This is a genomic window from Streptomyces sp. 1222.5 (assembly GCF_900105245.1).
Lineage (GTDB): Bacteria > Actinomycetota > Actinomycetes > Streptomycetales > Streptomycetaceae > Streptomyces > Streptomyces albidocamelliae.
Genome location: NZ_FNSZ01000001.1, coordinates 4,801,283 through 4,826,757 on the forward strand (window position 1 = coordinate 4,801,283; position 25,475 = coordinate 4,826,757).

Genomic DNA, 25,475 nt, shown 5'->3' on the forward strand with positions numbered 1-25,475 from the left:
GCTCGTCAAAGCTGTAACCGCGGCACCACTGCGCGTGCACGTGCATCTGCTCATGCAACTGCACGTGAACGGGGTTATGATCCGGTTCAGTTGACTACAGCATCTATGGCCACAACAGCCAACGCACCACCGGGGAGCGACCTGTGGACCGCGACGTTGACGGCGTTTACGGGGGGTACGACGTGCACAACGGCATGGCTGCCACGCAGCTGGACGGAGTGGCCTGGCAGAAGAGCAGGCACAGCAACTCGCAAGGATCCTGTGTGGAGTTCGCGCGGCTGCCGGGTGGTGAGGTCGCCGTACGCAACTCGCGTTTCCCGGACGGACCGGCGCTCGTCTACACGCGTGCGGAGATCGAGGCCATGCTCCTCGGCGTCAAGGACGGCGAGTTCGATCATCTGATCGTGAGCTGACCGGCCGGTGCGCGCCGCTCCCCGGTGGCAACGATGTCGGTGCCGCCGGGAACCGGGTTTACGCGCGTAGAACCGGCACGTCGGAGCGCTCGGCGGGATGTCACCGGGCCGGCAGGAGCCGGAACATCGCCCAGACGACCTTGCCGTGGAGCGTGCCCGCGAGCGGGTGCCAGCCCCAGCCGTCGGCGAAGGAGTCGACCAGGAACAGTCCCCGTCCCGACTCGGCCGAGAAGTCGTCCGAGTCGCGCGGAACCGGGGTCTCGTGGCTCGGGTCGCGCACCGCGCACACCAGCCGCTCGGTCCAGCGCATCAGATGCAGCCGCACGGACGGGTTGCGCTCGTCCCCGCGGTCCTGTTCGGCCGGCGTCGCGTGGCGCAGCGCGTTGGTGACGAGTTCGGAGACGACGAGGCATATGTCGTCGAAGCGGTCGCCGACGTCCCACTGGTCGAGAGTGCCCCGGGTGAAGCGCCGGGCCTCGCGCACCGCCTCGTAACGGGCGGGCAGGGCGCAGGAGGCGGCATCGGACACGGCCGTGGGGTCCAGAGGCGGAAGGCCCTGCCGTAACGGCTTGAGCATGGTCGATCCATTCGTTCCCATGCGAGGCACTCCCGGGAATTCGCGGTCGTTGCGATGCAGCGGTGGCGCGGCACCATGGTTTCGGAAGCGCAGAGCAGATGCAAGGGCAGATGCACGTGCACGCGACCGAAATGGTCATGCCCGTACCGCTTCTTGGCCATTTTTTCTGCCATCTTCCCGCAGACCTCCGCCAGTGGTCCGGACCTCTTCCCGATAGCGAGGGGGCAGAAACGGCCGCACTCTCTCCGTTTCCGTAACCGGACGAGTACTGCTCGAAGTGTTTTAGTGGCAGACTGCGGCCCTTGAAGACGGTTGGGGAGGCTGGCGAACGTGAGCGCGGGAGAGCCCGGATCGGTGGTGCGGCGGATGCTGCTCGGCTCGCAACTCAGGCGACTGCGTGAAGCACGGGGGATCACGCGTGAGGCCGCGGGTTACTCGATCCGCGCGTCCGAGTCGAAGATCAGCCGGATGGAGCTGGGCCGGGTGAGCTTCAAGACCAGAGACGTGGAAGACCTGCTGACGCTGTACGGCATCACCGACGAGGCCGAGCGCGAGTCTCTGCTCTCCCTCGCCCGGGAGGCCAACGTGGCGGGCTGGTGGCACAGTTACACCGACGTCCTGCCCACCTGGTTCCCCACCTACGTGGGCCTGGAGGGCGCCGCCTCCCTGCTCCGCGCCTACGAGGTGCAGTTCGTGCACGGCCTGCTGCAGACCGAGGAGTACGCCCGCGCCGTGGTCCGGCGCGGCATGAAGGGCGCGAGCGCCGCCGACGTGGAGCGGCGGGTCGCACTGCGCCTGGAGCGGCAGAAGTACCTGCTCTCCGACAACGCCCCCGAGTTCCACATCGTCCTGGACGAGGCCGCCCTGCGCCGCCCCTACGGCGACCGCGAGGTGATGCGGGGCCAGCTCCAGCACCTGATCGACCTGTCCGAGCGGCCCAACGTACGGCTGCAGGTCATGCCGTTCGGCTTCGGCGGGCACTCCGGCGAGAGCGGCGCCTTCACCATCCTCAGCTTCCCCGACGCCGACCTGTCCGACGTGGTCTACGTGGAGCAGCTGACCAGCGCCCTCTACCTGGACAAGCGTGAGGACGTCGCCCAGTACGAGCAGGCGCTCAAGGAGCTGCAGCAGGACAGCCCGGGCCCGGACGAGAGCCGGGACCTGCTCCGGGGCCTGCGGCAGTTGTCCTGAGGGGCCGCTTGTCTTACGAGGTCACTCTCAACTCCCTTTGGTCACAAGTAGGATGACGTGTGATCAGACATGGCGTAGATCTGGTGTCCGCTAGCGATTGAGGGATCACATGTCGTCCTACTTCACCGACCTGGCCCAGCAGTACATCGACGGCGAGTGGCGTCCGGGCAGCGGGTCCTGGGACGTGATCGACTTCAACCCGTACGACGACGAGAAGCTGGCCTCGATCACGGTGGCCACCGTCGACGAGGTGGACCAGGCCTACCGGGCCGCCGCCCGCGCCCAGAAGCAGTGGGCCGCGACCAACCCCTACACGCGGCGCGCGGTCTTCGAGCGTGCGCTCAGACTGATCGAGGACCGCGAGCAGGAGATAGCCGACCTGATCATCGCGGAACTGGGCGGCACGCGTGTGAAGGCCGGCTTCGAACTGCACCTCGCCAAGGAGTTCCTGCGCGAGTCGATCCACCTCGCGCTGCGCCCCGAGGGCAGGCTCCTGCCCTCCCCGACGGACGGCAAGGAGAACCGTGTCTACCGGGTGCCGGTCGGCGTGGTGGGCGTGATCAGCCCCTTCAACTTCCCCTTCCTGCTGTCGCTGAAGTCGGTCGCCCCGGCCCTCGCGCTCGGCAACGGCGTGGTCCTCAAGCCGCACCAGAACACCCCGATCGCCGGCGGCACCCTGCTCGCGAAGATCTTCGAGGAGGCCGGGCTGCCCGGCGGCCTGCTCAACGTCGTCGTCACCGACATAGCCGAGATCGGCGACGCGTTCATCGAGCACCCCGTCCCGAAGGTCATCTCCTTCACCGGCTCCGACAAGGTCGGCCGGCACGTGGCCACCGTCTGCGCCCGGAACTTCAAGCGCGCGGTGCTCGAACTCGGCGGGAACAGCGCGCTGGTGGTGCTGGACGACGCCGACATCGACTACGCGGTGGACGCGGCGGTCTTCAGCCGCTTCGTGCACCAGGGCCAGGTCTGCATGGCCGCCAACCGGGTCCTCGTGGACGCCTCCGTGGCCGACGAGTTCACCGAGAAGTTCGTCGCCAAGGTCAGGACGCTCAAGGTCGGCGACCCGCGCGACCCGGAGACCGTCATCGGCCCGGTGATCAACTCGGCGCAGGCGAACGCCGTCTCGGGCACGGTCCGGCAGGCGATCGCCGAGGGTGCCACGGCCCTCGTGCACGGCTCCACGACCGACAACCTGGTCGAGCCCAGTGTGCTCACCGGTCTGCCCGCCGACTCCGCGCTGCTGCGGCAGGAGGTCTTCGGGCCGGTCGTCTTCCTCGTCCCGTTCGACGGCGAGGAGGAGGCGGTCCGGATCGTCAACGACACCCCGTACGGCCTGAGCGGTGCCGTCCACACGGGCGACATCGAACGCGGTGTCGCCTTCGCCAAGCAGATCGACACCGGCATGTTCCACGTGAACGACGGCACGGTCCACGACGAACCGCTCGTCCCCTTCGGCGGTGAGAAGCACTCGGGCATCGGCCGCCTCAACGGCGAGACCACGCTGGAGGCCTTCACCACCGTCAAGTGGATCTCCGTCCAGCACGGCCGCAGCGGCTTCCCGTTCTGACCCGCCCCTCCCGGCCTCCGGCCTTTTCGCGGACCCGGGCCATTGAGGACAGCAGCTGACCGCAATGGCCCGTAGCGTCGTCGGTGTCGGGGAGAACGGCCCCGGCGCACCGATTCCACGAAAGGCGGCGGGTCATGGTCACTCACGTGCCGGCGGAGGCGCAGGGCGACGAGCGGGGAGCGCTCCTCGCATTCATCGAGGAACAGCGCGGCGGCATCCGCCGGGCCCTGCTCGGGCTGACGGACGAGCAGGCCCGCACCCGCCCCAGCGCCAGCGAGCTCTCGCTCGGCGGCCTGCTCAAGCACGTCGCCGAGGTGGAGCAGAGCTGGCTCGCCCGGGCCAGGCAGGAGCCGCCCGCGGTACGCCGTGACGAGACGAACTGGCACGAGACGTTCCAGCTGGTCGGCGACGAGACGGTGGCCTCGCAACTGGCGTACTGGGAGCAGGTGGCCGCCGACACGGAGAAGTACATCCGCTCCGCGCCGAGCCTCGACGACACCTTCCCGCTGCCGCCGGACCCCTGGTTCCCGCCGGAGGGCCGTGTCTCGCTGCGCTGGCTCTGCCTGCACCTGATCCGCGAGACGGCCCGGCACGCCGGTCACGCCGACATCATCCGCGAGTCCCTGGACGGGAAGACCGCGTTCGAGCTGGTGGCCCTGGAGCAGGCCGGCTAGCCCCGCGGCCATAACCTGGACGGCATGTCAGCGATCCGTCTCCTCGTGCTCGGCGCGGTCCGGCAGCACGGGCGGGCCCACGGCTACCAGGTGCGGGGCGACCTGGAGTACTGGGGCGCGCACGAGTGGTCCAACGCCAAACCGGGCTCGATCTACCACGCGCTCAAGCAGCTGGCCAAGCAGGGACTGCTGCACGCGCACGAGATCGCGCCGTCCACGGCCGGCGGGCCGCCGCGCACGGAGTACGAGCTGACGGAGCGGGGCACCGAGGAGTACTTCGCCCTGCTGCGCGAGGCGCTGGTCTCCTACGACCAGCGCGGTGACGTCAAGACGGCGGCCCTCGGCTTCATGGTGGACCTGCCGAGGGCCGAGGCGGTGGCGCTGCTGAAGGAGCGCACCCGCCGGATCGAGGCGTGGCGCTCCTCGGTCACGGAGCACTACGTGCCCGCCGAGGGGCCCGAACGGCTCGGCCACATCGGCGAGATCATGAGCATGTGGGTCCACACGGCCGACTCCGAGGCCGAGTGGACCCGCGGCCTCGTCGACCGTCTGGAGAACGGTGCCCACACGTTCGCGGGCGAGGGCGAACCGTTCGTCGGCGTGCTGGCCGAGGGCCAGGAGAACCCGTACGCGACGGGCGAGCGGCACCCGGAGGACGACCGCTGATCCGGCGCGGCCGCCGGCTCCTAGTGGTGGAAGCTCGTGGCCGCCCCCTTGTCCCGGGTCTGCGGGTGCTGCTGCCGGCGCAGCTCCGGCAGCAGCCGGCTCAGGTCGTCCAGGAACATGTCGGCCAGGTCGTGGGAGAAACCGTTGCGGCACACGATCCGCAGCACGGACAGATCCTCGCGGTTGGCCGGGAAGGTGTACGCGGGCACCAGCCAGCCGCTCTCGCGCATGCGCCGGGACACGTCGAAGACGTCGTACGCCGAGACGTCGTCGGCCGTGGTGAGCGCGAACACCGGCAGCTCGTCGCCGCGGGTGAGGAGCCGGAAGTCGCCGAGCGCCGCGATCCGGTCGGCCAGCGAGGTCGCCACGTCCCGCGTCGACTGCTGGACCGCCCGGTAGCCCTCCCGCCCCAGCCGCAGGAACGTGTAGTACTGCGCCACCACCTGGGCGCCGGGCCGGGAGAAGTTCAGCGCGAAGGTCGGCATGTCCCCGCCCAGGTAGTTGACCCGGAAGACCAGCTCGTCGGGGAGCGCCTCCTTGTCCCGCCACAGCGCCCAGCCGACACCCGGGTACACCAGCCCGTACTTGTGCCCGGAGGTGTTGATCGACGCCACCCGCGGCAGGCGGAAGTCCCAGACCAGGTCCTCGTCGAGGAACGGAGCCACCATGCCGCCCGAGGCCCCGTCGACGTGCACGGGGACGTCCAGGCCGGTGCGCTCCTGAAGGGCGTCCAGGGCGGCGCACAGCTCGGCGATCGGCTCGTAGGAGCCGTCGAAGGTCGAGCCGAGGATGCCCACGACCCCGATGGTGTTCTCGTCGCACAGCTCCACGGCGGCCTGCGGGTCGAGGTGGTAGCGGTCGCCGTCCATCGGGACCAGCCGGGCCTCCACCTCCCAGAAGTTGCAGAACTTCTCCCAGCACACCTGGACGTTGATGCCCATGATCAGATTGGGCCGCGCCCCCGGGTACCGGTCGGCGTTCCGCTTCGCCCAGCGCCGCTTGAGGGCCATTCCGGCGAGCATGCACGCCTCGCTCGAACCGGTCGTGGAGCAGCCCACCGCCGCCGACGGGTCCGGCGCGTTCCACAGATCGGCGAGCATCGCCACGCAGCGCCGCTCCAGTTCGGCCGTGCGCGGGTACTCGTCCTTGTCGATCATGTTCTTGTCCCGGCACTCCGCCATCAGCACCCCGGCCTGCGGCTCCATCCAGGTGGTGACGAAGGTGGCCAGGTTCAGCCGGGAGTTGCCGTCCAGCATCAGCTCGTCGTGCACCAGCTGGTAGGCGGTGGACGGGGGGAGCGGGGTGTCCGGCAGCCGGTGCGTGGGCGGGGCCTCGGTCATGCCGGCGACGGGGTTGGCCTCCCCGAAGAACGGGTTGACCGACACCGTCCGCTGCTCGTGCTTCTCGGGACCTTTGTGCAGGGCCATGGACGTGCCTCCAGAAGAGATGGGAGTCAGCGGATCGAGGTGCCGTCCGCCCGCAGCTGCATCTGCGGGCGCCCCGTCACCAGCAGCCAGGCCGGCAGCGAGGCGATGCACAGCAGGGCGATGATGGCGGGCGAGGCGACCAGGACGGCCGCGGTGAACAGGCTCACCCAGCCCTGCCGGGTGATCGCCAGAAGGATGCCCAGGACGCCCGTCGCCACGCCCAGCGAGGGATGTACGGCGGGGACGAGCGCGTGGGCGCACAGGCCCAGGGCGGTGCCGATGAAGACGGCCGGGAAGATCCGGCCGCCGCGGAAGCCGCAGGACGCGGCGACCAGCAGGGCGGCCAGCTTCACCACCGTCATGGTGGCGAACTGGCCCGCCGACCAGCCGTCCGGGTTCGCCGCGAGCACCCCGACCTCCGACAGCCCCTTGAACAGGGTCAGATGACCGCCCACGGCCGCCAGGGCGCCGAGGACCACCCCGCCCGCCGGGAGCATGAGCATCGGATGCCGCAACCGCTGGAAGGCCGCGTGGACGTACGGGAAGGCGCGGACGGCGCACATGCCGAGCAGCGCGGCCACCGGGGCGATCACCAGCGCGGCCAGCACGTCCTTGGCGTTCGGGTGGCCCAGGGGCGGGAGCCCCAGGTCGAAGGTCGGATGGGCCACCAGGGTGGTCGTGATCGCCCCGAACGCGCCGGCCGTCAGCGGCGCGAACAGGTTGTCCCACAGCAGGCCGGGCATCGGTTTCCCGGCCAGCGCCTCGGAGATCACCAGCGCCGCCGCCACCGGTGTGCCGAACAGCGCCCCGATCGTCGCGGCCTCGGCGAGCACCGGCCACAGGGCGCCCGGTCTCCGTGGCAGGAAGCGCGTCCCGAGCCAGGCCACGAGTCCCACGTTGACGGCGATGATCGGGTTCTCCGGGCCCAGGCTCGGTCCGCCGGCCAGCATCAGCCCGGCCGCCAGCACCAGGCCCGGCAGCACGTACAGCGGCAGGACCGGGGCGTTCAGACCGGTCGTGGCCGGGTCCGGACCGGCGTGACCGGGCACCTTCCAGACCACCAGACCGACGGCGGCGCCGGTCGCCACCAGCATGACGAACATCCACAGCACCGAGTACGGACCCACGCCCAGCGCCTTCGGCAGCGGCCCCCACAGCACGCGCTGCAACTGCTCGGCGGCCGAGCTGACGCCGACGAAGGTGAGACTGGCGAGCACGCCGACGACGGCGGCGGGCAGGATGGACGGCAGCAGCGCCCGCGCCGGTGCCGCCGGGCGGGTCGAGGGAGCCTGCTTCTCGGTCTCCTGAGCCACGGGCTCACCATAAGCGGACATAACACACCCAACATCCCGAGCGGAATCCGGCTTGCACCTCACGTGACGTCAGGCCTCAGCGTGGAGGCGTACCGACGACAAGGAGCGGAAAGTGAGCTACTCCGTGGGACAGGTCGCGGGGTTCGCCGGGGTCACGGTGCGCACCCTGCACCACTACGACGAGATCGGTCTGCTCGTGCCCAGCGAGCGCACGTACGCCGGCCACCGGCGCTACAACGACGCCGACCTCGACCGGCTCCAGCAGATCCTGTTCTTCCGGGAACTCGGCTTCCCGCTCGACGAGGTCGCGGCCCTGCTCGACGACCCGGACACGGACCCGCGCGCGCACCTGCGCCGCCAGCACGAACTGCTGACCGCCCGGATCGAGAAGCTGCAGAAGATGGCCGCGGCCGTGGAGCACGCCATGGAGGCACGCACGATGGGCATCAACCTCACACCGGAGGAGCGGTTCGAGGTCTTCGGCGACTTCGACCCGGACGAGCACGCCGCCGAGGCCGAGAAACGCTGGGGCGGCACCGAGGCCTACCGGCAGTCGCGACGCCGGACCGCCCGGTACACCAAGGAGGACTGGAAGCGGATCAACGAGGAGATGGGCGCGATCCACGGCCGCATGGCGGACCTGCTCGCCGAGGGCGTGCCCGCCGACTCCGCGGCGGCCATGGACGTCGCCGAGGAGCACCGCCGGTTCATCACGGGCGCGTACTACGACTGCCCGCACGAGATGCACGCGTGCCTGGGGGAGATGTACGTGGCCGACGAGCGTTTCACCGCGACGTACGAGGCCGTCCGGAGCGGTCTCGCCGTGTACCTGCGGGACGCGATCGTGGCGAACACCGCCCGGCACACCGCGTCCTGACGTCCCGGCCCGGGGTCACTCCCGGGCCAGGACCACCGCCGTGCCGTAGGCGCACACCTCGGTGCCGACGTCCGCGGCCTCCGTCACGTCGAACCGGAACATCAGCACCCCGTTGGCGCCACGCGCGCGTGCCTGCTCCACCAGCCGTTCCATGGCCTGGTTGCGGGTCTGCACGAGCGTCTTGGTGAGGCCCTTCAGCTCCCCGCCGATCATCGACTTCAGCCCGGCGCCGATCTGGCTCCCGATGTGCCGGGAGCGCACGGTGAGGCCGAAGACCTCGCCGAGCACCTGCTGCACCCGGTGCCCGGGCACGTCGTTCGTCGTCACGACCAGCACGTCCGGCTGGGGCCCCTGGCCGCCGCCGTAGTCATCGAGTCCCATGGCTCACAGCTTTGTGCCAGTCCGCCCACAGTGCATCCTGGAGACACCGGTGGAACCTGGGTCGGACACATCGCGTTGATAGCTTTGTGCGGCCCACATGGATGCCGCAGCCGCCTCACCCCCTCAGGAGCCCGGACCCGTGATGACACTCGCCCTAGGCCCGAGCTGGCTGGATCCCAACTATCTGCTCGACACGTACAGCATCTGGGGCCTGCTGCTCATCGTCTTCGCCGAGTCCGGACTGCTCATCGGGTTCTTCCTGCCGGGTGACTCGCTCCTGTTCACCTGCGGCCTGCTGATCACCTCGGACCAGCTGGACTTCCCGCTGTGGGGGGCGATCGCCCTGATCTGCCTCGCCGCGGTCCTGGGCGACCAGGCGGGCTACATGTTCGGCAAGAAGGTCGGCCCGTCCCTGTTCAACCGGCCCGACTCCCGCCTGTTCAAGCAGGAGAACGTCACCAAGGCGCACGAGTTCTTCGAGAAGTACGGCCCGAAGTCCCTGATCCTGGCCCGCTTCGTGCCGATCGTGCGGACGTTCACGCCGATCATCGCCGGCGTCAGCGGCATGAAGTACCGCTCGTTCCTGACCTTCAACGTCATCGGCGGCGTCCTGTGGGGCGCGGGCGTCACCCTCCTCGGCTCCTGGCTGGGCAACATCCCCTTCGTCAACAAGAACATCGAGGCGATCCTCATCCTGATCGTCCTCGTCTCCGTCGTCCCGATCGCGATCGAGTTCCTGCGCGCACGCGGCAAGAACAAGAAGCCCGAGCAGGCGGAGCCGGCCGCGGCGCGGGCCCCGTACCGGCCGCAGCAGCCGGCGTACCAGCAGCCCGCTCCGCACCAGCAGGCCCCCGCCATGGACGACGCCACGACCCAGCTGCGCCGCATCGAGCAGGAACAGCCGTACCAGCAGCCGTACCGGCAGGACCCGCAGCAGCACTGGAACCAGGGCTCCGGCGACCAGGGCTACACCGACCAGGGCTACGGCGATCAGGGCTACGGCGACCAGTACTACGACCCGCAGCAGTACCCCCAGCAGCAGCCCTACCCGCAGCAGCAGTACCCCGAGCAGCAGTACCCGCAGCAGGGGAACGGCCAGAGCCCGTACCCGTACGACCACCGCAACCACTGACGGGGGCCGGGCGGCGCCCTAGAACCCCCTCGTCCGCTTCGCGGCCCGGCGCTTCCCGGAGGAGCCGACCCGCAGGAACAGCCGCGAGATCTCCGACCCCAGGTTGACCCCGATGGCGATGGCCATGGCCAGTGACGCGGCCTTGGCCAGCGACACGAGCCCCTTGTCCACCTCGTTCTGCGCGATGGACAGCAGCCCGAAGTAGGTCGCCGAACCGGGCAGCAGGGGCCCGATCGCCGCCGTCGTGTACGGCAGCGCGGACGCGAACCGGTACCGCGACAGCAGCTGCCCGAACAGACCCACGAGCCCCGCCGCCACGGCCGTGGACGCCACCGGTGAGATGTCGCTGACGACGTGCATGGCGCCGTACACCGACCACGCCACCCCGCCGCTGAGGGTCACCCACAGCACGGTGGACCGCTCCTGCTGGAGCAGCACCGCGAAGGTCAGCGACAGGACCATCGACGCCGCGATCTGCACCAGCGGCCGGTCGGAGCTGCCGAGCGCCGCGTCCGGGTTCAGCTGGCCGCCGACCTTCACCCCGAAGTACAGGACCACCAGCACCCCGGCGACGATGCCGACGAAGAAGTACATGACCTCCAGCAGGCGCGCGGACGCGGTGATGTAGAAGCCCGTCAGACCGTCCTGCACGCCCGCCACCAGCGCCCGCCCCGGCAGCAGCGCGAAGAGCCCACCGGTGACCACCGCGGACGCCTTCAGGTCCACATCGGCCAGCGCGAACGCCACACCGATCGCCGCGGGCGGCATCGCGGCCACCGTGAACTGGTAGAACTCGGGCAGCCCGCGCCCCGCGCACAGCCACGCCAGCCGGTCGCCGAGCATCGCGCCCAGCGCCGCCGCCACGAAGACGATCAGGTCACCGCCGACCAGCACAGAGGCCGCGCCGGCCAGCAGCCCGCCGGCCAGCGTCAGCGCCCAGCCGGGGTAGGGATGCCGGTTCCGGCGGATCTCCGCCAGGCGCCGGTAGGCCTCCTCCAGCGAGACATGGGTCTCCGGGTCGGTCAGATCGTCCACCAGCCGGAACACCGCCGCCAGCCGCGTGTAGTCGGTGCCCCGGCGCCGCACCGTGCGGGACGCCGTCACCGGGTCCTCCACCAGCGACGGCTGGTGCGAGATCGACAGCAGCGTGAAGGTGACGTTCGGCTCGCAGCGGTCGAGGCCGTAGGACCGGCACACCGCGAACATCGCGGCCTCCACGTCCTCGGCGCCCTCGCCGCCCGCCAGCAGCAGCTCGCCGATACGCAGGGTCAGGTCGAGCACGCGCGGGACGGCCGGACCGCCCTCCTCCACGCGCTGTACGTGTTCCGGCGCGGGACGCTCGGTCACCGGCATGCGCAGCATCGTGCGCATCCGGTCCTGCCACGGCGCGTCCTTGACCAGGCTGACCATCGGCACGCCGGTGGCCGGCGTGAACGCGGCCGGGGCCCCGCTGGCGCTGTAGGTCCGCGGCGTGCTGAACGCCGACCCCTCCGGTTCCGCGCTCGGCGGCTGCGGCGTCTCCAGCCCTCGGGGCACGGTGAACTCGGAGGTCGTCTCCGGCTCACCGCCTGCTGTCCTCGGCACGTCGAGACCCACCGGAATGGCGAACTCGGACGTGATCTCCGGGTCGTACCGCGCCTCGTCGGACCGGGGCTTGCGGTCCTCCGCCTCCATCACCTCGCACCGCTCCCTGAACGACACCTTCCGTAGGCCTCAGTATGCGCATGAGCACGCAGACGGGCCGCGTCACCCCACTCAGGGTGCCGCGGCCCGTCGCGGACAAACCGGCCGGTCAGTGGCCGCCCTGCTCCTTGAAGCGCTTGTACGACCGCTCGATCTCCACCTCGGCGTCCGTACGGCCCACCCAGTTGGCGCCCTCGACGGACTTGCCGGGCTCCAGGTCCTTGTACACCTCGAAGAAGTGCTGGATCTCCAGGCGGTCGAACTCCGACACGTGGTGGATGTCGCGCAGGTGCTCCACCCGCGGGTCGGTCGAGGGGACGCACAGCAGCTTGTCGTCGCCGCCCGCCTCGTCCGTCATCCGGAACATGCCGATCGCACGGCACTTGATGAGGCAGCCCGGGAAGGTCGGCTCATCCAGGATGACCAGCGCGTCCAGCGGGTCGCCGTCCTCGCCGAGGGTGTTCTCGACGAAGCCGTAGTCGGCCGGGTAGGCGGTCGAGGTGAAGAGACGGCGGTCCAGGCGGATCCGACCGGTCTCGTGGTCCACCTCGTACTTGTTGCGCGAACCCTTCGGGATCTCGATCGTGACGTCGAACTCCACCGGTGGCTCCTCCATGATCAACACATAGTTCTGGTGATTAAGTGTCCCTCACGCAGGTGTGTGATCGCGAAAGGGGCTGGTGGTCGTGCCAGAGCTGAGGCCTTGGCGAGCCGCGGGACCGCAGGTGAGGCGGATCGCGAGCGCCGTACGACCGCGGCTGGCGCGGGCCGCGGCCGCCGCGGGGCCGCGGGTCGCGCGGCTGGCGAAGGCCGTCCGTCCGCGGCCGGCGCCCCGTCCGAGGACGGCCAGGACCTGGCAGTACACCGCGGGCGCCGCCACCGCCGGCCTGGCACTGGCCGCCGGCGTGGTGACCGTGGCCGGCCCCTGGGACGCCAACGGTCAGCGTACGGCCGAGCGGGAACGGGCCGCCGCCCTTGAGCGGTCAGGTGGCACAGATCACGGCCGCTCCGGCACCGCGGCGGGCGGACCCCGCCCGGCTCCGAGCGCCGCACCCGTCCTGACCGGCCTGGGCGGCACCGACGGCGCCGTCGGCACCACGAACGACGCCGCCGGCGGAAAACCCTTCGCCGACGTCCTCGGGCCCCTCCTGGACGCCCCCGCCCTGGGCGGCACCCGCACGGCCGCCGTCGTCGACGTGACCACCGGCAAGCGCCTCTACGCCACCGACGCCGGCAAGGCCCTCACCCCCGCCTCCACCACCAAGATCGCCACCGCCGTCGCCGCCCTGTCCGCCCTCGGTCCCGACCACCGACTCACCACCCGCGCCGCCCTCGAACCCGACACCGGCGAACTCGTCCTGGTCGGCGGCGGCGACCCCACCCTCACCGCCCGCGCGAAGTCCGACGGCTGGGCGAGCCTGCGCACCCTGGCCACCGGCACCGCGAAGGCACTCCGCGCGCGCGGCATCGGCGAGGTCACCCTGTCGTACGACACGACGCTCTACTCCGGGCCCGCCCAGCACCCCATCGGCGTCAACGAGAACCTCGCCCCCGTCAGCGCCCTCATCGCCGACGAGGGCCGCACCGACGACTCCGTCAGCGGACCGGCGACTCGCGTGACCGACCCCGCGAAGGACGCGGCGGGCAAGTTCGCCGGCTTCCTCGCCGACGCCGGCATCAAGACCACGTCCCCCGGCACCTCCAAGGCCACCACCCGCGCCCAGACCCTCGCCACCGTCTCCTCGCCCCCGCTGGCAGCCCTGGTCGAACGCATGCTGACCAACAGCGACAACGACATCGCCGAGGCGCTCGCCCGCCAGACCGCGCTCACCAGCGGCGAGCCCGCAGGCTTCGCCGGCGGCGCCAAGGCGGTCTCCGCCCGGCTGACCAAACTGGGCCTGCCGATGTCCGGGGCCTCCTTCCACGACGGCAGCGGACTCGACCGCAACGACAAGCTGACCGCCGAACTGCTCACCGCCCTCCTGGTCGAGGCCGGTAACCCCGAGCGCCCCGGCCTGCGCCCCGTCCTCACCGGTCTCCCCGTCGCGGGCTTCACCGGCACCCTCGCCCGCCGCTACACCGACGGCGCGTCCGGCGTCGTACGCGCCAAGACCGGCACCCTGACCGGCGTGAACACCCTCGCGGGCACCGTCGTCGACACCGACGGCCACCTCCTCGCCTTCGCCTTCCTGGCCTCCGGCACGACGAACCCCCTGGAGGCCCAGGCGGCCCTCGACACCACGGCCACGGCCCTGGCGGCCTGCGGCTGCCGATGACGGCGGCCGGCCCCGTGCCACCGCCCGGCGACCGGGCCGCCCACCCCCGGCGGTCCTCACGGTCTGCCCCAAGCCGTGACGCTCACGTACGGTTGACGGCATGACTGGCTTCGGCGGCACCGCATCTTCCGGGATGGTCGACTGGAACCTCGCGGTGGCAACCGCGACACGGCTCGTACGACCGGGCCCCGACGTCAGCCGTGACGAGGCGAGGGCCGTCGTCGCGGAGCTGCGCCGGCACGCGAAGGCCTCGGAGGAGCACGTCCGCGGCTTCACCCGGATGACCACCGAGGAGACCCACGACACCCCCGTCCTCGTCGTCGACCGGCCCGGCTGGGTCCGCGCCAACGTCGCCGGCTTCCGCGAGATCCTCAAACCCCTCCTGGAGAAGATGCAGGAGCGGCGCGCGGGCAGCCCCGGCAGTGCGGTCCTCGGCGCGGTCGGCGGCAAGGTCACCGGCGTCGAACTCGGCATGCTGCTGTCGTTCCTGTCCTCCCGGGTCCTCGGCCAGTACGAGACCTTCGCCCCCGCCGGCCGCGACCTCCCCGCCGGTGAGAACGGCGGCGGCCGGCTCCTCCTCGTCGCCCCCAACATCGTCCACGTCGAACGCGAACTCGACGTGGAGCCGCACGACTTCCGGCTGTGGGTGTGCCTGCACGAGGAGACCCACCGCACCCAGTTCACCGCCGTGCCCTGGCTGCGCGACCACCTCGAGGGCGAAATCCAGTCGTTTCTCGCGGAGACCGACGTCGACCCGATGACCTTCCTGGAGCGCATCCGGGAGGCCGCCCAGTCCCTCGCCGGCGGCCGCCCCGAGGGCGAGGAGGAGGACGGCGGCCGTTCCTTCGTGGAATTGGTGCAGACCCCCGCCCAGCGCGAGATCCTCGGCCGTCTCACCGCCGTGATGTCCCTGCTGGAGGGTCACGCCGACTACGTCATGGACGGCGTCGGCCCCAGCGTCGTACCGACCGTCGCGGAGATCCGCGAGAAGTTCCAGCAGCGCCGCGCCAAGGGCGCCTCCCGCCTGGACCAGGCGCTGCGCAAACTGCTCGGCCTGGACGCCAAGCTCAAGCAGTACCGGGACGGCGAGCGCTTCGTCCGCGCGGTCGTCGGGGACGTCGGCATCGACGGTTTCAACCGCGTGTGGACCTCCCCGAACACCCTGCCCACCAAGGCGGAGATCGCCAAACCGGCGGACTGGATCGCGCGGGTGCACCGCAGGGCCGAGTCGTGAACGCCGTGGAGGAGTCGTGACACGAATCCGGCCGACGGCAGACGGACGCCCCTCCAATCACCCGTCCGAGGGACCGTGGGCCATGCGTAGGCGTGCAATGCTCGGGGAACGGCCCGGCTCTGTCACCATCTACACACTCTGAGTGACAGAGCTCGGTCTCGCCCCCCGAAAACTTCATGAAGGGAACCGGACATGGGTCCCCATCCTGCGGTCGCGGCGATACGCCTGGCGGTTCGCCGCGTACTCCACGACCTCCTCAACGACCTGCAGACCCCCGGCGCGCACCCGGACCGACCGGCCGAGCGGCCCCCCTCCCCGCTCGTGCTCGTCGCGTGCTCCGGCGGCGCCGACTCCATGGCGCTCGCCTCCGCCCTCGCCTTCGAGGCCCCCAGGCTCGGCATCCGAGCGGGCGGTGTCACCGTCGACCACGGCCTCCAGCCCGGATCCGACCTCCGCGCCGACGAAGTGGTCCTGCGCCTGCGTGGACTCGGCCTCGACCCCGTCGAGTCCGTCGCCGTGACCGTCGGCCGCGACGGAGGGCCCGAGGCCGCCGCCCGCGACGCCCGCTACGCCGCCCTGGACGCGCTGGCCGAACGCCACGGCGCCGCGGCCGTCCTGCTCGGCCACACCCGGGACGACCAGGCCGAGACCGTCCTGCTGGGCCTCGCCCGCGGCTCCGGCATCCGCTCCCTGTCCGGGATGGCCGCGGTCTCGGGGGCCGGCGGCCGTTACCGGCGGCCCTTCCTGCACGTCGACCGCCAGACCGCCCGCAAGGCCTGCATGGTCCAGTCCCTGCCCGTCTGGGACGACCCGCACAACGCCGACCCGGCCTACACCCGCTCCCGGCTCCGGCACGAAGGCCTGCCCGCCCTGGAGAAAGCTCTCGGCAAGGGTGTCGTCGAGGCGCTCGCCCGCACCGCCCAGCTCTCCCGCGACGACGCCGACGCCCTCGACAGCTGGGCCAGTCAGGCCGAGTCCTCCGTACGGGACGCCGGCGGGCTGCTGGAGTGCGCGAAGCTCTACGCCCTGCCGCCCGCCGTACGCCGCCGCATCCTGCGCCGGGCCGCCATCGAGGCAGGTGCGCCGGCCGGTTCGCTGTTCGCCCGGCACATCGAGGAAGTCGACCGTCTGATCACCGGCTGGCGCGGCCAGGGAGCCATCAATCTCCCGGGCAAAGTCGTGGCCCAGCGGCAGGGTGGCAGACTGGTGATTCGGCAGGGCTGAATCCCGACCTCCCGGAGCGATCCTCCGGCGGCCGGTCCGGGCAGCCGGAGGCCGTAAGTGCGGGACGACCGAAAGTGATGCGGGTGGACGCGAAAGACATGGGTGCCGACCTCCAGCAGGTGCTCATCACCAAGGAAGAGATCGACGCGAAGCTGGCCGAGCTGGCCGCGAAGATCGACGCGGAGTACGCGGGCAAGGATCTGCTCATCGTCGGCGTCCTCAAGGGCGCGGTGATGGTCATGGCCGACCTCGCCCGAGCGCTGTCCGCCCCCGTCACGATGGACTGGATGGCCGTGTCCTCCTACGGCGCGGGCACCCAGTCCTCCGGTGTGGTCCGCATCCTCAAGGACCTCGACACCGACATCAAGGGCAGGCACGTCCTGATCGTCGAGGACATCATCGACTCCGGCCTGACCCTGTCCTGGCTGCTCAACAACCTCGGCTCCCGCGAGCCCGCCTCCCTGAAGGTGTGCACGCTGCTGCGCAAGCCGGACGCCGCCAAGGTCGCCATCGACGTGGAGTGGGTCGGCTTCGACATCCCCAACGAGTTCGTCGTCGGCTACGGCCTCGACTACGCCGAGAAGTACCGCAACCTGCCGTTCGTCGGTACGCTCGCGCCGCACGTCTACGGCGGCTGACCCCGGAGCGGGCCCCGGGCTGAGCCAGTCGGCCCAAGCCCGGTGGGACGATCGGGAACCCCGGCGGGGCCCGCGCCGTTGAAGCATGCAGAGACGGGTTTCCCGGCCCTCGAAACGGCTTCGTGCGGCTTCGGGCAACAATGCTGGGGTACCGTCAGAAGAACTGTCTTATCAAACTCACTATGGCAGGAGGGACGGGGCGACACCGCTCCGTATGGATGGACGTGAAGCGATACTTCCGTGGGCCGGTCATGTGGATCGTGCTGGCCGTCCTTGCCGTGGTCGTGTTGATGCAGGTCGTCGGCTCGTCCGGCGGCTACAAGACGGTGGACACCGGTCAGGTCGTCGCGGCGATCAATGACAACAGGGTCCAGTCGGCCAAGCTGACCACAGGCGACGAACAGACCATCAAGGTCAATCTCAAGGACGGCCAGAAGGTCGACGGCAGCTCGAAGATTGAGGCGAGCTACATCGGCGACCAGGGCGTGACCATCGCCAGCCAGCTGCAGACCAAGTACCAGGACAAGCAGATCCCGGACGGCTACACCGTCTCGCCGTCGAAGCAGAACCCGTTCGTCGGCGTCCTGCTCTCCCTGCTGCCCTTCGTCCTGATCGTCGTCGTCTTCCTGTTCCTGATGAACCAGATGCAGGGCGGCGGCTCCCGGGTCATGAACTTCGGGAAGTCCAAGGCCAAGCTCATCACCAAGGACACCCCCAAGACGACCTTCTCCGACGTCGCCGGCTGCGACGAGGCCGTCGAGGAGCTCCAGGAGATCAAGGAGTTCCTCCAGGAGCCGGCCAAGTTCCAGGCCGTCGGTGCCAAGATCCCCAAGGGCGTGCTCCTCTACGGCCGCCCGGGTACCGGCAAGACGCTCCTCGCGCGCGCCGTCGCCGGCGAGGCGGGCGTCCCCTTCTATTCGATCTCCGGTTCCGACTTCGTCGAGATGTTCGTCGGTGTCGGTGCCTCCCGGGTCCGTGACCTGTTCGAGCAGGCCAAGGCGAACGCCCCGGCCATTGTCTTCGTCGACGAGATCGACGCGGTCGGCCGCCACCGCGGCGCCGGCCTCGGCGGCGGTCACGACGAGCGCGAGCAGACGCTGAACCAGCTGCTCGTCGAGATGGACGGGTTCGACGTCAAGGGCGGCGTCATTCTCATCGCCGCCACCAACCGCCCGGACATCCTCGACCCGGCGCTGCTGCGCCCCGGCCGCTTCGACCGCCAGATCGCGGTCGACCCGCCGGACCTGCAGGGCCGCCTGGAGATCCTCAAGGTCCACCAGAAGGGCAAGCCGGTCGCGCCCGACGTCGACCTGGCCGCCGTCGCCCGCCGCACGCCCGGCATGACCGGCGCCGACCTGGCCAACGTCCTCAACGAGGCCGCCCTGCTCACCGCCCGCGGTGACCAGAAGCTGGTCGACAACAAGGCGCTGGACGAGGCGATCGACCGCGTGGTCGCGGGCCCGCAGAAGCGGACCCGGATCATGTCGGACAAGGAGAAGAAGATCACCGCGTACCACGAGGGCGGTCACGCCCTGGTCGCGGCGGCCTCGCCGAACTCCGACCCGGTCCACAAGATCACGATCCTGTCCCGCGGCCGTGCCCTCGGTTACACGATGGTCCTGCCCGACGAGGACAAGTACTCGACCACCCGCAACGAGATGCTCGACCAGCTCGCCTACATGCTGGGCGGCCGGGCGGCGGAGGAACTGGTCTTCCACGACCCGACCACCGGCGCCGCCAACGACATCGAGAAGGCCACCAACCTGGCCCGCGCGATGGTCACGCAGTACGGCATGACCGAGCGGCTCGGAGCGATCAAGTTCGGCGGCGACAACAGCGAGCCCTTCCTCGGCCGTGAGATGGCTCACCAGCGCGACTACTCCGAGGAAGTCGCCGCGCTGGTCGACGAAGAGGTCAAGAAGCTCATCGAGACGGCGCACAACGAGGCCTGGGAGATCCTGGTCGAGAACCGCGACGTGCTCGACCAGCTCGTCCTTCACCTGCTGGAGAAGGAGACCCTGGGCAAGGAGGAGATCGCCGAGATCTTCGCCACGATCCACAAGCGCCCGCCGCGGCCCGCGTGGACCGGCTCCTCCCGCCGCACCCCGTCCACCCGCCCGCCGGTGCTCTCCCCCAAGGAGCTGGCACTGACCAACGGTGCGAACGGCGCGACGGCCTCGATCAGCACGGCCAAGTCCACCGCCTCGGAGTCCGCCCCGGTCACGGAGCAGACCCCGGAGGACCGCCCCGAGAGCTGAGGCACCCGGCCGACGGGCCCGGAATGAATGCCGCGCCCCCCAGGTTTTAGCCTGGGGGGCGCGGCATTTGTATGTCCGCGGCAAGACGTACAGGAACGAGGCATCAGATGACCGACCCCGTGACGCTGGCCGGCGACGGCTTCATCGGCGAGTTCGACGAGAAGCGGGCCGAGAACGCCGTACGCGAACTCCTCATCGCGGTGGGTGAGGACCCCGACCGCGAGGGCCTGAAGGAGACTCCGGCACGGGTGGCGCGTGCGTACCGGGAACTGCTCGCGGGACTGTGGCAGGAGCCTGAGGACGTTCTGACGACGACCTTCGATCTGGGGCACGACGAGATGGTCCTGGTGAAGGACATCGAGATCGTTTCCCTCTGCGAGCACCACCTGCTGCCGTTCCACGGCGTGGCGCACGTCGGGTACATCCCGGCCGAGACGGGCAAGATCACCGGCCTGTCCAAGCTGGCCCGGCTGGTCGAGGTGTTCGCCCGCCGCCCGCAGGTGCAGGAGCGGCTCACCACCCAGATCGCGGACTCGCTCATGAGGATCCTGGAGGCGCGCGGCGCGATCGTCGTCATCGAGGCCGAGCACATGTGCATGTCGGTGCGCGGCATCCGCAAGCCCGGCGCCAAGACCACCACGTCGGCGGTGCGCGGCCAGCTGCGGGACGCCACGACCCGCGCCGAGGCGATGAGCCTGATACTGGCGCGCTGAGCTCCGTGACCGGAGGCGGCGGTCAGGCCACCGGCTCCGCGCCCGGGTGGTTCTGGTCGTCGTCCTCCGGGAGCTTGCAGACCCGCTCCAGGAACAGGGCGGCCACTATCACGCCGAGTGCGGACAGGACCGAGAAGCCGGCGTAGATGGCCTGGTCGCGGCGGGCGGGGAGGTCGAGGAGTTCCAGGAGGAACACGCCCGTGCCGGCGTACATGCCGGCGACGAGGGCGGCGACCAGGGCGCTGGCCTGGCCGAAGACAGCCGCGCGGGCGGCCATCAGGGGGTCGACGCCCTTCGCTCCGGGACGGCGCTCGCGCTGGGCCCGCAGACGGGCGCGCAGCGAGAGCGCGGTCGCGAGCAGGACGACGGCGATCAGCGCCAGGACGATCGGCGCGGCCAGGGGGACGCTTGGGAGTGTCCCGATCGAGTTCCAGAGGCGGGCGCCCGCCCAGGACAGGATGCCGGCCACGAAAAACACACCGACCAGCACCCTGATGCGCAGCTCTCTCACGGTGTCCCTTCAGCTCCCCCGGACCGTCCCGGATCGTTGGTCGTCTTGACCTTAACGACTACTCGGGCAGTCGGAGTTCCAGGTCCGCGCGTGCCTCCACGCCTTCGCGGGTCACGGCCGCGAGCAGGGTGGCCACGGTGCCGCGGCCGGGCAGCTGCGCCTGCGGGTCCACGTCGTGCCAGGGGGCGAGGACGAAGGCCCGCTCGTGGGCGCGCGGGTGGGGCAGGGTGAGGTGCGGGTCGTCCGAGGTGACGTCGGCGTAGGAAACGATGTCGACGTCCAGGGTGCGCGGGCCCCAGCGTTCGTCGCGGACGCGGTTGAAGGCCTCCTCGACGGCATGCGCACGCTCCAGCAGCGAGGCGGGGGGCAGGGTGGTCTTGAGGACCACGACCGCGTTGAAGTACGACGGCTGGCTGCCGGGCTCGACGCCCCACGGCTCGGTCTCGTAGACCGGGGAGACGGCCTTCACACGGACGCCGGGGGTGTCCTCCAGGGCGTCGACGGCGCCCTGGAGGGTCTCCAGGCGGTTGCCGAGGTTGGAGCCGATGGAGATCACGGCCCATTTCGGGTTCTGCAGGGTCGTGTCGGCGGCGTCCACCCGCTCGACGACCGAGGCGGGCACCGGCTGGACGGTCGGGTCGCTGTGACCCTGAAGGAAGGATCGGGTCATACTCGGCTCCGGGTGATGGTGACGGTCACGTCGTCGAAGGGGACGGTGATCGGCGCGTCCGGCTTGTGGACGCAGACCTCGATCTCCTGGACCCCTTCGTGCTTCAGGCAGGTCTGGGCGATCCGCTCGGCGAGCGTCTCGATGAGGTTCACCGGCTCGCCCTCGACCACGGCCACGACCTCCTCGGCCACGATGCCGTAGTGCACGGTCTTCGCCAGGTCGTCGTCGGCCGCGGCCGGCCGGGTGTCCAGGCCGAGGACGAGGTCGACGATGAAGGTCTGGCCCTCCTCGCGCTCCTTGGGGAACACACCGTGGTGCCCGCGGGCCTTGAGGCCGCGCAGCGCGACACGATCCACGCGAATCACTCCTGCAATCGTCGGGAACGACCGGGTCGTACCGCGTGCGGGCGGCACACCGGTCACAGACGAATCTACCTGCGGGCACCGACAGAGCCGGGCCACGGCGGCGTGGGCTCGGGCCGGGACCGCAGGGTTCACCCCGTGTTTCCCCCGGGGAACCCGGACGCGTCATGGGGTGGTAGCCGCTCATACCCGGGGGTAGGTGATTCCAACCACTTCTTGGTCCCTGCGGGCCCTTCCGGTGCCTCCGCGGGGTGTGCCGGCGTGTTCAGGCGAGGGTGCCGTCGTCCGGGTCGGTGCCGTTCACGCCGCTGTCCCCGTCGTCCGAGTCATCGGTCTCGGCGAGGACGGGGGAGGCGTGGTGCGACCAGAGTTTCCAGCCGGAGGGCGAGCGCCGGAACACGTTGGTGGCGACGACGAGCTGGCCGACCAGGGGTCCCAGTTCCGCCCCCTCCTCAGGGGCGGGGCCGCCGCTGAGGATGTTCTCGGTGCAGGTCACGAGGGCGGTGTCGCCGGTCACGGAGACGTGCACGTCGGTGAGGAAGAACTGGATGTAGTCGGTGTTGGCCATGATCAGGGCGTACGACCTGAGGACCTCGCCGCGGCCGGTGAGCACCGGCCAGCCCGGGTGGACGCAGGAGATCACGCCGGTGTCCGCGGGGTCGTGGTACTCCTCGTCGACGCCCAGGTCGGCGGGGGTGAGCCAGAGCGAGGAGACCTCCTCGAAATCGCCGCGTTCGAGCGCCTCGTAGAAGGCGGTGTTGGCGGCCTCGACCTGCTCGACGTCGGTGTGGGGGGCGCTCACCGGCTTCCTTCCGCCCCGCGCCCGCTGTCCGCGCTCCGCGCCGGTCCGACGGTGCGCGCCCCTTCGACGGCCCGTGCGACCCGTACCGCGTCCGCGGTGGCGCGCACCTCGTGGACGCGCACCGCCCACGCGCCGGCCTGCGCCGCGAGCGCGGAGACGGCGGCCGTGGCGGCGTCGCGCTCCCGGGCGGGCGGTGGCGCCCCCTCCGGGCCGGCGAGGACCCGGCCGAGGAACCGCTTGCGGGAGGCGGCGACCAGCAGGGGATGACCCAGGGTGTGCAGCCGGTCGAGGTGGGCGAGGAGAGTGAGGTCGTGGTCGGCCTCCTTGGAGAAGCCGAGGCCCGGGTCGACGACGATGCGGTCGGGGCTGATGCCGCCCGCCAGGACGGCGTCCACGCGCGCGTGCAGCTCGTCCACGACCTCGGCGACGACGTCCTCGTACGTGCCCCTGACGTTGCCGCCCTCGAGGAAGCCGCGCCAGTGCATGACGACGAACGGGGCGCCCGCGTCGGCGACCACCGGGATCATCGCGGGGTCGGCGAGGCCGCCACTGACGTCGTTGACGAGGGCGGCGCCGGCCTTGAGGGACTGCTCGGCGACGGTGGCGCGCATGGTGTCGACGGAGACGGCCACGCCCTCGGAGGCGAGGCCGCGCACGACGGGGATGACACGGCGCAGTTCCTCGGCCTCGTCCACGCGCGTGGCGCCGGGGCGGGTGGACTCGCCGCCCACGTCGACCAGGTCCGCGCCCTCGGCGACCAGGTCGAGGCCGTGCTTGACGGCGGCGGTCGTGTCGAACCAGCGGCCGCCGTCGGAGAAGGAATCGGGGGTCACGTTCACGACTCCCATGACCGCGCACCGGTCCCATGCCGGAAGACCCGTCACTCGTCCGCGCCCGCTGAGGTTGTTCATACGTTCAGCGTAGGCCCAGGAGGGTGCCGGGAACGCGCGGCGGCCCGGGTGGAAGCCCCTGTGCTGGAGGGGGTGGGGCTTCCACCCGGGCCGGTCTCGGGCCGTACCGCCGGTCCGGGTGGTCAGGCGGCCCGGACGTCACGCTCGGGCACGGCGTGCGCGCAGGGGCGCCGGCCGGCCGCCCGGCGCCGGCGCAGGAAACGCGGCACCGGCAGGGCGAGGTCGACGAAGCCCTCGGCCTGCATCGCGGCGAAGCCGATGCGCGGCAGGTCGCCGGAGACGCGGTAGACCACGAAGCGGGGCTCCCAGCGTGGCTGGAATTTGGCGTTGAACTTGTAGAGCGACTCGATCTGGAACCAGCGCGAGAGGAACACCAGCAGTCCGCGCCAGGCACGCAGCACCGGTCCGGCGCCGATCTTCTCCCCGCGCGCGAGGGCGGAGCGGAACATCGCGAAGTTCAGCGAGACGCGGGTGATGCCGAACCTGGGGGCGGCCTGCAGCGCGGCGACGATGAGCAGTTCGTTCATGCCGGGGTCGGCGGCGCGGTCGCGGCGCATGAGGTCCAGGGAGGCGCCGTCCTCGCCCCAGGGGACGAAGTGCAGGACCGCCTTCAGGTCGCCGTACTCGCCGGGCTCCTCGTCCTGCTTGTGGGCGGTGGCGATCAGGCAGTCGCCGTCGGCCGCGTCCCCGATGCGGCCGAGCGCCATGGAGAAGCCGCGTTCGGTGTCGGTGCCGCGCCAGTCCTCCGCCGCCCGGCGGATGCGGTCCAGTTCGGCCTCGCCGAGGTCACGGATGCGCCGTACCCGGGTTTCGTAGCCGGCCCGCTCGATGCGCTTGACCATCTGGCGCACGTTGCGCATCGCGCGTCCGGCGAGCGAGAAATCCGCGACGTCGACCACCGCCTCGTCGCCCAGTTCGAGCGCGTCCAGACCGGTCTCACGGGTCCACACCTCGCCGCCCGTCTCCGAGCAGCCCATGACCGCCGGGGTCCAGGAGTGGGCCTTGGCCTCGTCCATGAAGCGTTCGATGGCGCCCGGCCAGGCCTCGACGTCGCCGATGGGGTCGCCGCTCGCGAGCATCACCCCGGAGACGACGCGGTAGGTGACGGCCGCCTTGCCGCTGGGGGAGAAGACGACGGCCTTGTCGCGGCGCAGCGCGAAGTGGCCGAGGGAGTCGCGGCCGCCGTGCTTGACCAGCAGGGCCCGCAGCTTCTCCTCGTCCTCCTCGGTGAGCCGCGCGGCCGGGTGCTCGGGGCGGAAGGCCAGGTAGATGGTGGTGACCGCGGTGATCCAGCCGAGGGCGCCGAGGGAGAAGGCCACGGTCCAGGAGGTGTTGCCCTGGTAGTCGACCGGGCCCTCGAAGCCGAACAGGCCGTAGACGACGTGCGTCAGCCGGTCGGCGAGGCTCGGGTCGCCGATCGTCCGGTGCGGGTGGACGTTGACGATGACCAGGCCGAGCAGCAGGGAACCGGCGCTCATCAGGACGAAGTTGGCGAGCGCGCGCCAGCGGCTGCGGGGGTCGGGCAGGGCCGCGAACTCGTCCCGGTGGCGCAGCAGCGGCACCAGCAGGGCGACCGCGATGAGCACGCCGACGAGCGAGTGCCGGTAGGCGAACTGGGCCGCCGCTCCGGCCGGCAGCAGCGCCACCGCGGCGCGCCATGCCCGGCGCTTGCGCCGCTTGAGGCCGTGCGCCAGCAGCAGCAACAGCACGCCCGCGCTCAGCGAGAGCGCGGCGGCGAAGGGGCCGAAGGAACCCGGCAGCACCTCGGCTATGGCGTGCATACGGCTGTGCCGGAAGCGCGGGAACACGCCCGCCGCGATGTCCAGGACGCCCACGATCGCGGCCGCCCTGGCGACCAGTGCGGGGACGGCCTCGGGGCGCGGGCCGCGCAGCATGCGCCGCGCCCGGCTTGATCGGCCCGGAACCCCGCCCGACATTTCCCCATCTATCCTGACAGACATCGCATCCCGTA

25 protein-coding genes are annotated in these 25,475 nt (G+C 70.9%); 13 read left to right on the forward strand and 12 right to left on the reverse strand.

Features of this window, described 5'->3' with window-relative positions:
* The first annotated feature begins 143 nt into the window (after positions 1 to 143).
* Positions 144 to 413 carry a DUF397 domain-containing protein gene (locus BLW57_RS21550; protein ID WP_093476636.1) on the forward strand — a complete coding sequence of 90 codons (270 nt, stop codon included), beginning with the start codon at positions 144 to 146 and terminating at the stop codon, positions 411 to 413.
* Positions 414 to 513: 100 nt separating this feature from the next.
* Here BLW57_RS21550 and BLW57_RS21555 read toward each other — a convergent pair whose 3' ends face one another.
* On the reverse strand, positions 514 to 990 hold the full coding sequence (locus BLW57_RS21555) for an ATP-binding protein (protein WP_093476637.1): 477 nt from the start codon (positions 988 to 990) through the stop codon (positions 514 to 516).
* Between the two features lie 366 nt (positions 991 to 1,356).
* Between BLW57_RS21555 and BLW57_RS21565 the strand changes: the two genes are divergently transcribed.
* The 4 genes from BLW57_RS21565 (at position 1,357) to BLW57_RS21580 (ending at position 5,091) form a co-directional block, all read left to right on the forward strand.
* Entirely contained in the window at positions 1,357 to 2,181 is an 825-nt protein-coding gene (locus BLW57_RS21565; RefSeq protein ID WP_093480811.1) for a helix-turn-helix domain-containing protein, read from the forward strand.
* A gap of 109 nt (positions 2,182 to 2,290) precedes the next feature.
* Entirely contained in the window at positions 2,291 to 3,751 is a 1,461-nt protein-coding gene (locus BLW57_RS21570; protein WP_093476639.1) for an aldehyde dehydrogenase family protein, read from the forward strand.
* A gap of 134 nt (positions 3,752 to 3,885) precedes the next feature.
* On the forward strand, positions 3,886 to 4,425 hold the full coding sequence (locus BLW57_RS21575) for a DinB family protein (RefSeq protein WP_073901129.1): 540 nt from the start codon (positions 3,886 to 3,888) through the stop codon (positions 4,423 to 4,425).
* A 24-nt stretch (positions 4,426 to 4,449) separates the two neighbouring features.
* Complete coding sequence (locus BLW57_RS21580; protein ID WP_093476640.1) at positions 4,450 to 5,091, forward strand: PadR family transcriptional regulator; 642 nt, start codon at positions 4,450 to 4,452, stop codon at positions 5,089 to 5,091.
* A 20-nt stretch (positions 5,092 to 5,111) separates the two neighbouring features.
* Here BLW57_RS21580 and BLW57_RS21585 read toward each other — a convergent pair whose 3' ends face one another.
* Entirely contained in the window at positions 5,112 to 6,518 is a 1,407-nt protein-coding gene (locus BLW57_RS21585; protein WP_093476642.1) for a glutamate decarboxylase, read from the reverse strand.
* A 26-nt stretch (positions 6,519 to 6,544) separates the two neighbouring features.
* Positions 6,545 to 7,831 carry an ion channel protein gene (locus BLW57_RS21590; protein ID WP_093476643.1) on the reverse strand — a complete coding sequence of 429 codons (1,287 nt, stop codon included), beginning with the start codon at positions 7,829 to 7,831 and terminating at the stop codon, positions 6,545 to 6,547.
* A gap of 112 nt (positions 7,832 to 7,943) precedes the next feature.
* On the opposite strand from BLW57_RS21590, the gene BLW57_RS21595 reads away from it, so the two are divergent.
* The gene (locus BLW57_RS21595; protein ID WP_093476645.1) at positions 7,944 to 8,708 is read left to right on the forward strand and encodes a MerR family transcriptional regulator; all 765 of its coding nucleotides are present in this window, start codon (positions 7,944 to 7,946) and stop codon (positions 8,706 to 8,708) included.
* A gap of 15 nt (positions 8,709 to 8,723) precedes the next feature.
* Here the strand turns inward: BLW57_RS21595 and BLW57_RS21600 are convergent, their stop codons facing one another.
* On the reverse strand, positions 8,724 to 9,089 hold the full coding sequence (locus BLW57_RS21600; RefSeq protein ID WP_093476646.1) for a YbjQ family protein: 366 nt from the start codon (positions 9,087 to 9,089) through the stop codon (positions 8,724 to 8,726).
* A 139-nt stretch (positions 9,090 to 9,228) separates the two neighbouring features.
* Here BLW57_RS21600 and BLW57_RS21605 point away from each other — a divergent pair, with 139 nt between their 5' ends.
* On the forward strand, positions 9,229 to 10,221 hold the full coding sequence (locus BLW57_RS21605) for a VTT domain-containing protein (protein WP_093476648.1): 993 nt from the start codon (positions 9,229 to 9,231) through the stop codon (positions 10,219 to 10,221).
* An 18-nt stretch (positions 10,222 to 10,239) separates the two neighbouring features.
* Here BLW57_RS21605 and BLW57_RS21610 read toward each other — a convergent pair whose 3' ends face one another.
* Together BLW57_RS21610 and BLW57_RS21615 are read right to left on the reverse strand one after the other, a co-directional pair.
* Positions 10,240 to 11,898 (reverse strand): threonine/serine exporter family protein, encoded by a 1,659-nt coding sequence (locus BLW57_RS21610; RefSeq protein ID WP_093476649.1) that lies wholly within the window; start codon positions 11,896 to 11,898, stop codon positions 10,240 to 10,242.
* Positions 11,899 to 12,013: 115 nt separating this feature from the next.
* A complete protein-coding gene (locus tag BLW57_RS21615; protein WP_073901115.1) occupies positions 12,014 to 12,505 on the reverse strand; it encodes an inorganic diphosphatase in 492 nt (163 codons plus the stop codon).
* 124 nt (positions 12,506 to 12,629) lie between these two features.
* Here BLW57_RS21615 and dacB point away from each other — a divergent pair, with 124 nt between their 5' ends.
* The 6 genes from dacB (at position 12,630) to folE (ending at position 20,247) form a co-directional block, all read left to right on the forward strand.
* Positions 12,630 to 14,180: a D-alanyl-D-alanine carboxypeptidase/D-alanyl-D-alanine endopeptidase gene (dacB, locus tag BLW57_RS21620; RefSeq protein ID WP_093476651.1), complete on the forward strand. Its 1,551-nt coding sequence runs from the start codon at positions 12,630 to 12,632 to the stop codon at positions 14,178 to 14,180.
* 100 nt (positions 14,181 to 14,280) lie between these two features.
* Positions 14,281 to 15,414 (forward strand): zinc-dependent metalloprotease, encoded by a 1,134-nt coding sequence (locus BLW57_RS21625; protein ID WP_093476652.1) that lies wholly within the window; start codon positions 14,281 to 14,283, stop codon positions 15,412 to 15,414.
* 192 nt (positions 15,415 to 15,606) lie between these two features.
* Positions 15,607 to 16,638: a tRNA lysidine(34) synthetase TilS gene (tilS, locus tag BLW57_RS21630; RefSeq protein ID WP_093476654.1), complete on the forward strand. Its 1,032-nt coding sequence runs from the start codon at positions 15,607 to 15,609 to the stop codon at positions 16,636 to 16,638.
* 77 nt (positions 16,639 to 16,715) lie between these two features.
* The gene (gene hpt, locus BLW57_RS21635) at positions 16,716 to 17,276 is read left to right on the forward strand and encodes a hypoxanthine phosphoribosyltransferase (RefSeq protein WP_093476655.1); all 561 of its coding nucleotides are present in this window, start codon (positions 16,716 to 16,718) and stop codon (positions 17,274 to 17,276) included.
* Between the two features lie 218 nt (positions 17,277 to 17,494).
* Positions 17,495 to 19,534 carry an ATP-dependent zinc metalloprotease FtsH gene (ftsH, locus tag BLW57_RS21640; protein WP_176985676.1) on the forward strand — a complete coding sequence of 680 codons (2,040 nt, stop codon included), beginning with the start codon at positions 17,495 to 17,497 and terminating at the stop codon, positions 19,532 to 19,534.
* 107 nt (positions 19,535 to 19,641) lie between these two features.
* On the forward strand, positions 19,642 to 20,247 hold the full coding sequence (gene folE, locus BLW57_RS21645) for a GTP cyclohydrolase I FolE (RefSeq protein WP_093476657.1): 606 nt from the start codon (positions 19,642 to 19,644) through the stop codon (positions 20,245 to 20,247).
* A 22-nt stretch (positions 20,248 to 20,269) separates the two neighbouring features.
* Here the strand turns inward: folE and BLW57_RS21650 are convergent, their stop codons facing one another.
* From BLW57_RS21650 to BLW57_RS21675, 6 genes are all read right to left on the reverse strand, one after another.
* The gene (locus BLW57_RS21650) at positions 20,270 to 20,758 is read right to left on the reverse strand and encodes a DUF3180 domain-containing protein (protein WP_093476658.1); all 489 of its coding nucleotides are present in this window, start codon (positions 20,756 to 20,758) and stop codon (positions 20,270 to 20,272) included.
* Positions 20,759 to 20,816: 58 nt separating this feature from the next.
* Entirely contained in the window at positions 20,817 to 21,428 is a 612-nt protein-coding gene (folK, locus tag BLW57_RS21655; protein ID WP_093476660.1) for a 2-amino-4-hydroxy-6-hydroxymethyldihydropteridine diphosphokinase, read from the reverse strand.
* Positions 21,425 to 21,784, reverse strand: a complete 360-nt coding sequence (gene folB / locus BLW57_RS21660; protein ID WP_093476661.1) for a dihydroneopterin aldolase — start codon at positions 21,782 to 21,784, stop codon at positions 21,425 to 21,427. Before folB ends, folK begins: the two co-directional genes overlap by 4 nt.
* 271 nt (positions 21,785 to 22,055) lie before the next feature.
* Positions 22,056 to 22,592 carry a nuclear transport factor 2 family protein gene (locus tag BLW57_RS21665; RefSeq protein WP_093476663.1) on the reverse strand — a complete coding sequence of 179 codons (537 nt, stop codon included), beginning with the start codon at positions 22,590 to 22,592 and terminating at the stop codon, positions 22,056 to 22,058.
* Positions 22,589 to 23,503: a dihydropteroate synthase gene (gene folP / locus BLW57_RS21670; protein WP_093476664.1), complete on the reverse strand. Its 915-nt coding sequence runs from the start codon at positions 23,501 to 23,503 to the stop codon at positions 22,589 to 22,591. The genes BLW57_RS21665 and folP overlap by 4 nt, the downstream gene beginning before the upstream one ends.
* Before the next feature lie 122 nt (positions 23,504 to 23,625).
* Positions 23,626 to 25,440 (reverse strand): phosphatidylglycerol lysyltransferase domain-containing protein, encoded by a 1,815-nt coding sequence (locus BLW57_RS21675; RefSeq protein WP_093476665.1) that lies wholly within the window; start codon positions 25,438 to 25,440, stop codon positions 23,626 to 23,628.
* Positions 25,441 to 25,475 lie beyond the last annotated feature (35 nt).

Bases quoted from the DNA above. Each gene is read 5' to 3' on its own strand.
- BLW57_RS21555 (WP_093476637.1), bottom strand. From the start codon at position 990: ATGCTCAAGCCGTTACGGCAGGGCCTTCCGCCTCTGGACCCCACGGCC.
- BLW57_RS21565 (WP_093480811.1), top strand. From the start codon at position 1,357: ATGCTGCTCGGCTCGCAACTCAGGCGACTGCGTGAAGCACGGGGGATC.
- BLW57_RS21570 (WP_093476639.1), top strand. From the start codon at position 2,291: ATGTCGTCCTACTTCACCGACCTGGCCCAGCAGTACATCGACGGCGAG.
- BLW57_RS21575 (WP_073901129.1), top strand. From the start codon at position 3,886: ATGGTCACTCACGTGCCGGCGGAGGCGCAGGGCGACGAGCGGGGAGCG.
- BLW57_RS21580 (WP_093476640.1), top strand. From the start codon at position 4,450: ATGTCAGCGATCCGTCTCCTCGTGCTCGGCGCGGTCCGGCAGCACGGG.
- BLW57_RS21585 (WP_093476642.1), bottom strand. From the start codon at position 6,518: ATGGCCCTGCACAAAGGTCCCGAGAAGCACGAGCAGCGGACGGTGTCG.
- BLW57_RS21600 (WP_093476646.1), bottom strand. From the start codon at position 9,089: ATGGGACTCGATGACTACGGCGGCGGCCAGGGGCCCCAGCCGGACGTG.
- BLW57_RS21625 (WP_093476652.1), top strand. From the start codon at position 14,281: ATGACTGGCTTCGGCGGCACCGCATCTTCCGGGATGGTCGACTGGAAC.
- tilS (WP_093476654.1), top strand. From the start codon at position 15,607: ATGGGTCCCCATCCTGCGGTCGCGGCGATACGCCTGGCGGTTCGCCGC.
- hpt (WP_093476655.1), top strand. From the start codon at position 16,716: ATGCGGGTGGACGCGAAAGACATGGGTGCCGACCTCCAGCAGGTGCTC.
- ftsH (WP_176985676.1), top strand. From the start codon at position 17,495: ATGGACGTGAAGCGATACTTCCGTGGGCCGGTCATGTGGATCGTGCTG.
- folE (WP_093476657.1), top strand. From the start codon at position 19,642: ATGACCGACCCCGTGACGCTGGCCGGCGACGGCTTCATCGGCGAGTTC.
- folK (WP_093476660.1), bottom strand. From the start codon at position 21,428: ATGACCCGATCCTTCCTTCAGGGTCACAGCGACCCGACCGTCCAGCCG.
- folP (WP_093476664.1), bottom strand. From the start codon at position 23,503: ATGAACAACCTCAGCGGGCGCGGACGAGTGACGGGTCTTCCGGCATGG.
- BLW57_RS21675 (WP_093476665.1), bottom strand. From the start codon at position 25,440: ATGTCGGGCGGGGTTCCGGGCCGATCAAGCCGGGCGCGGCGCATGCTG.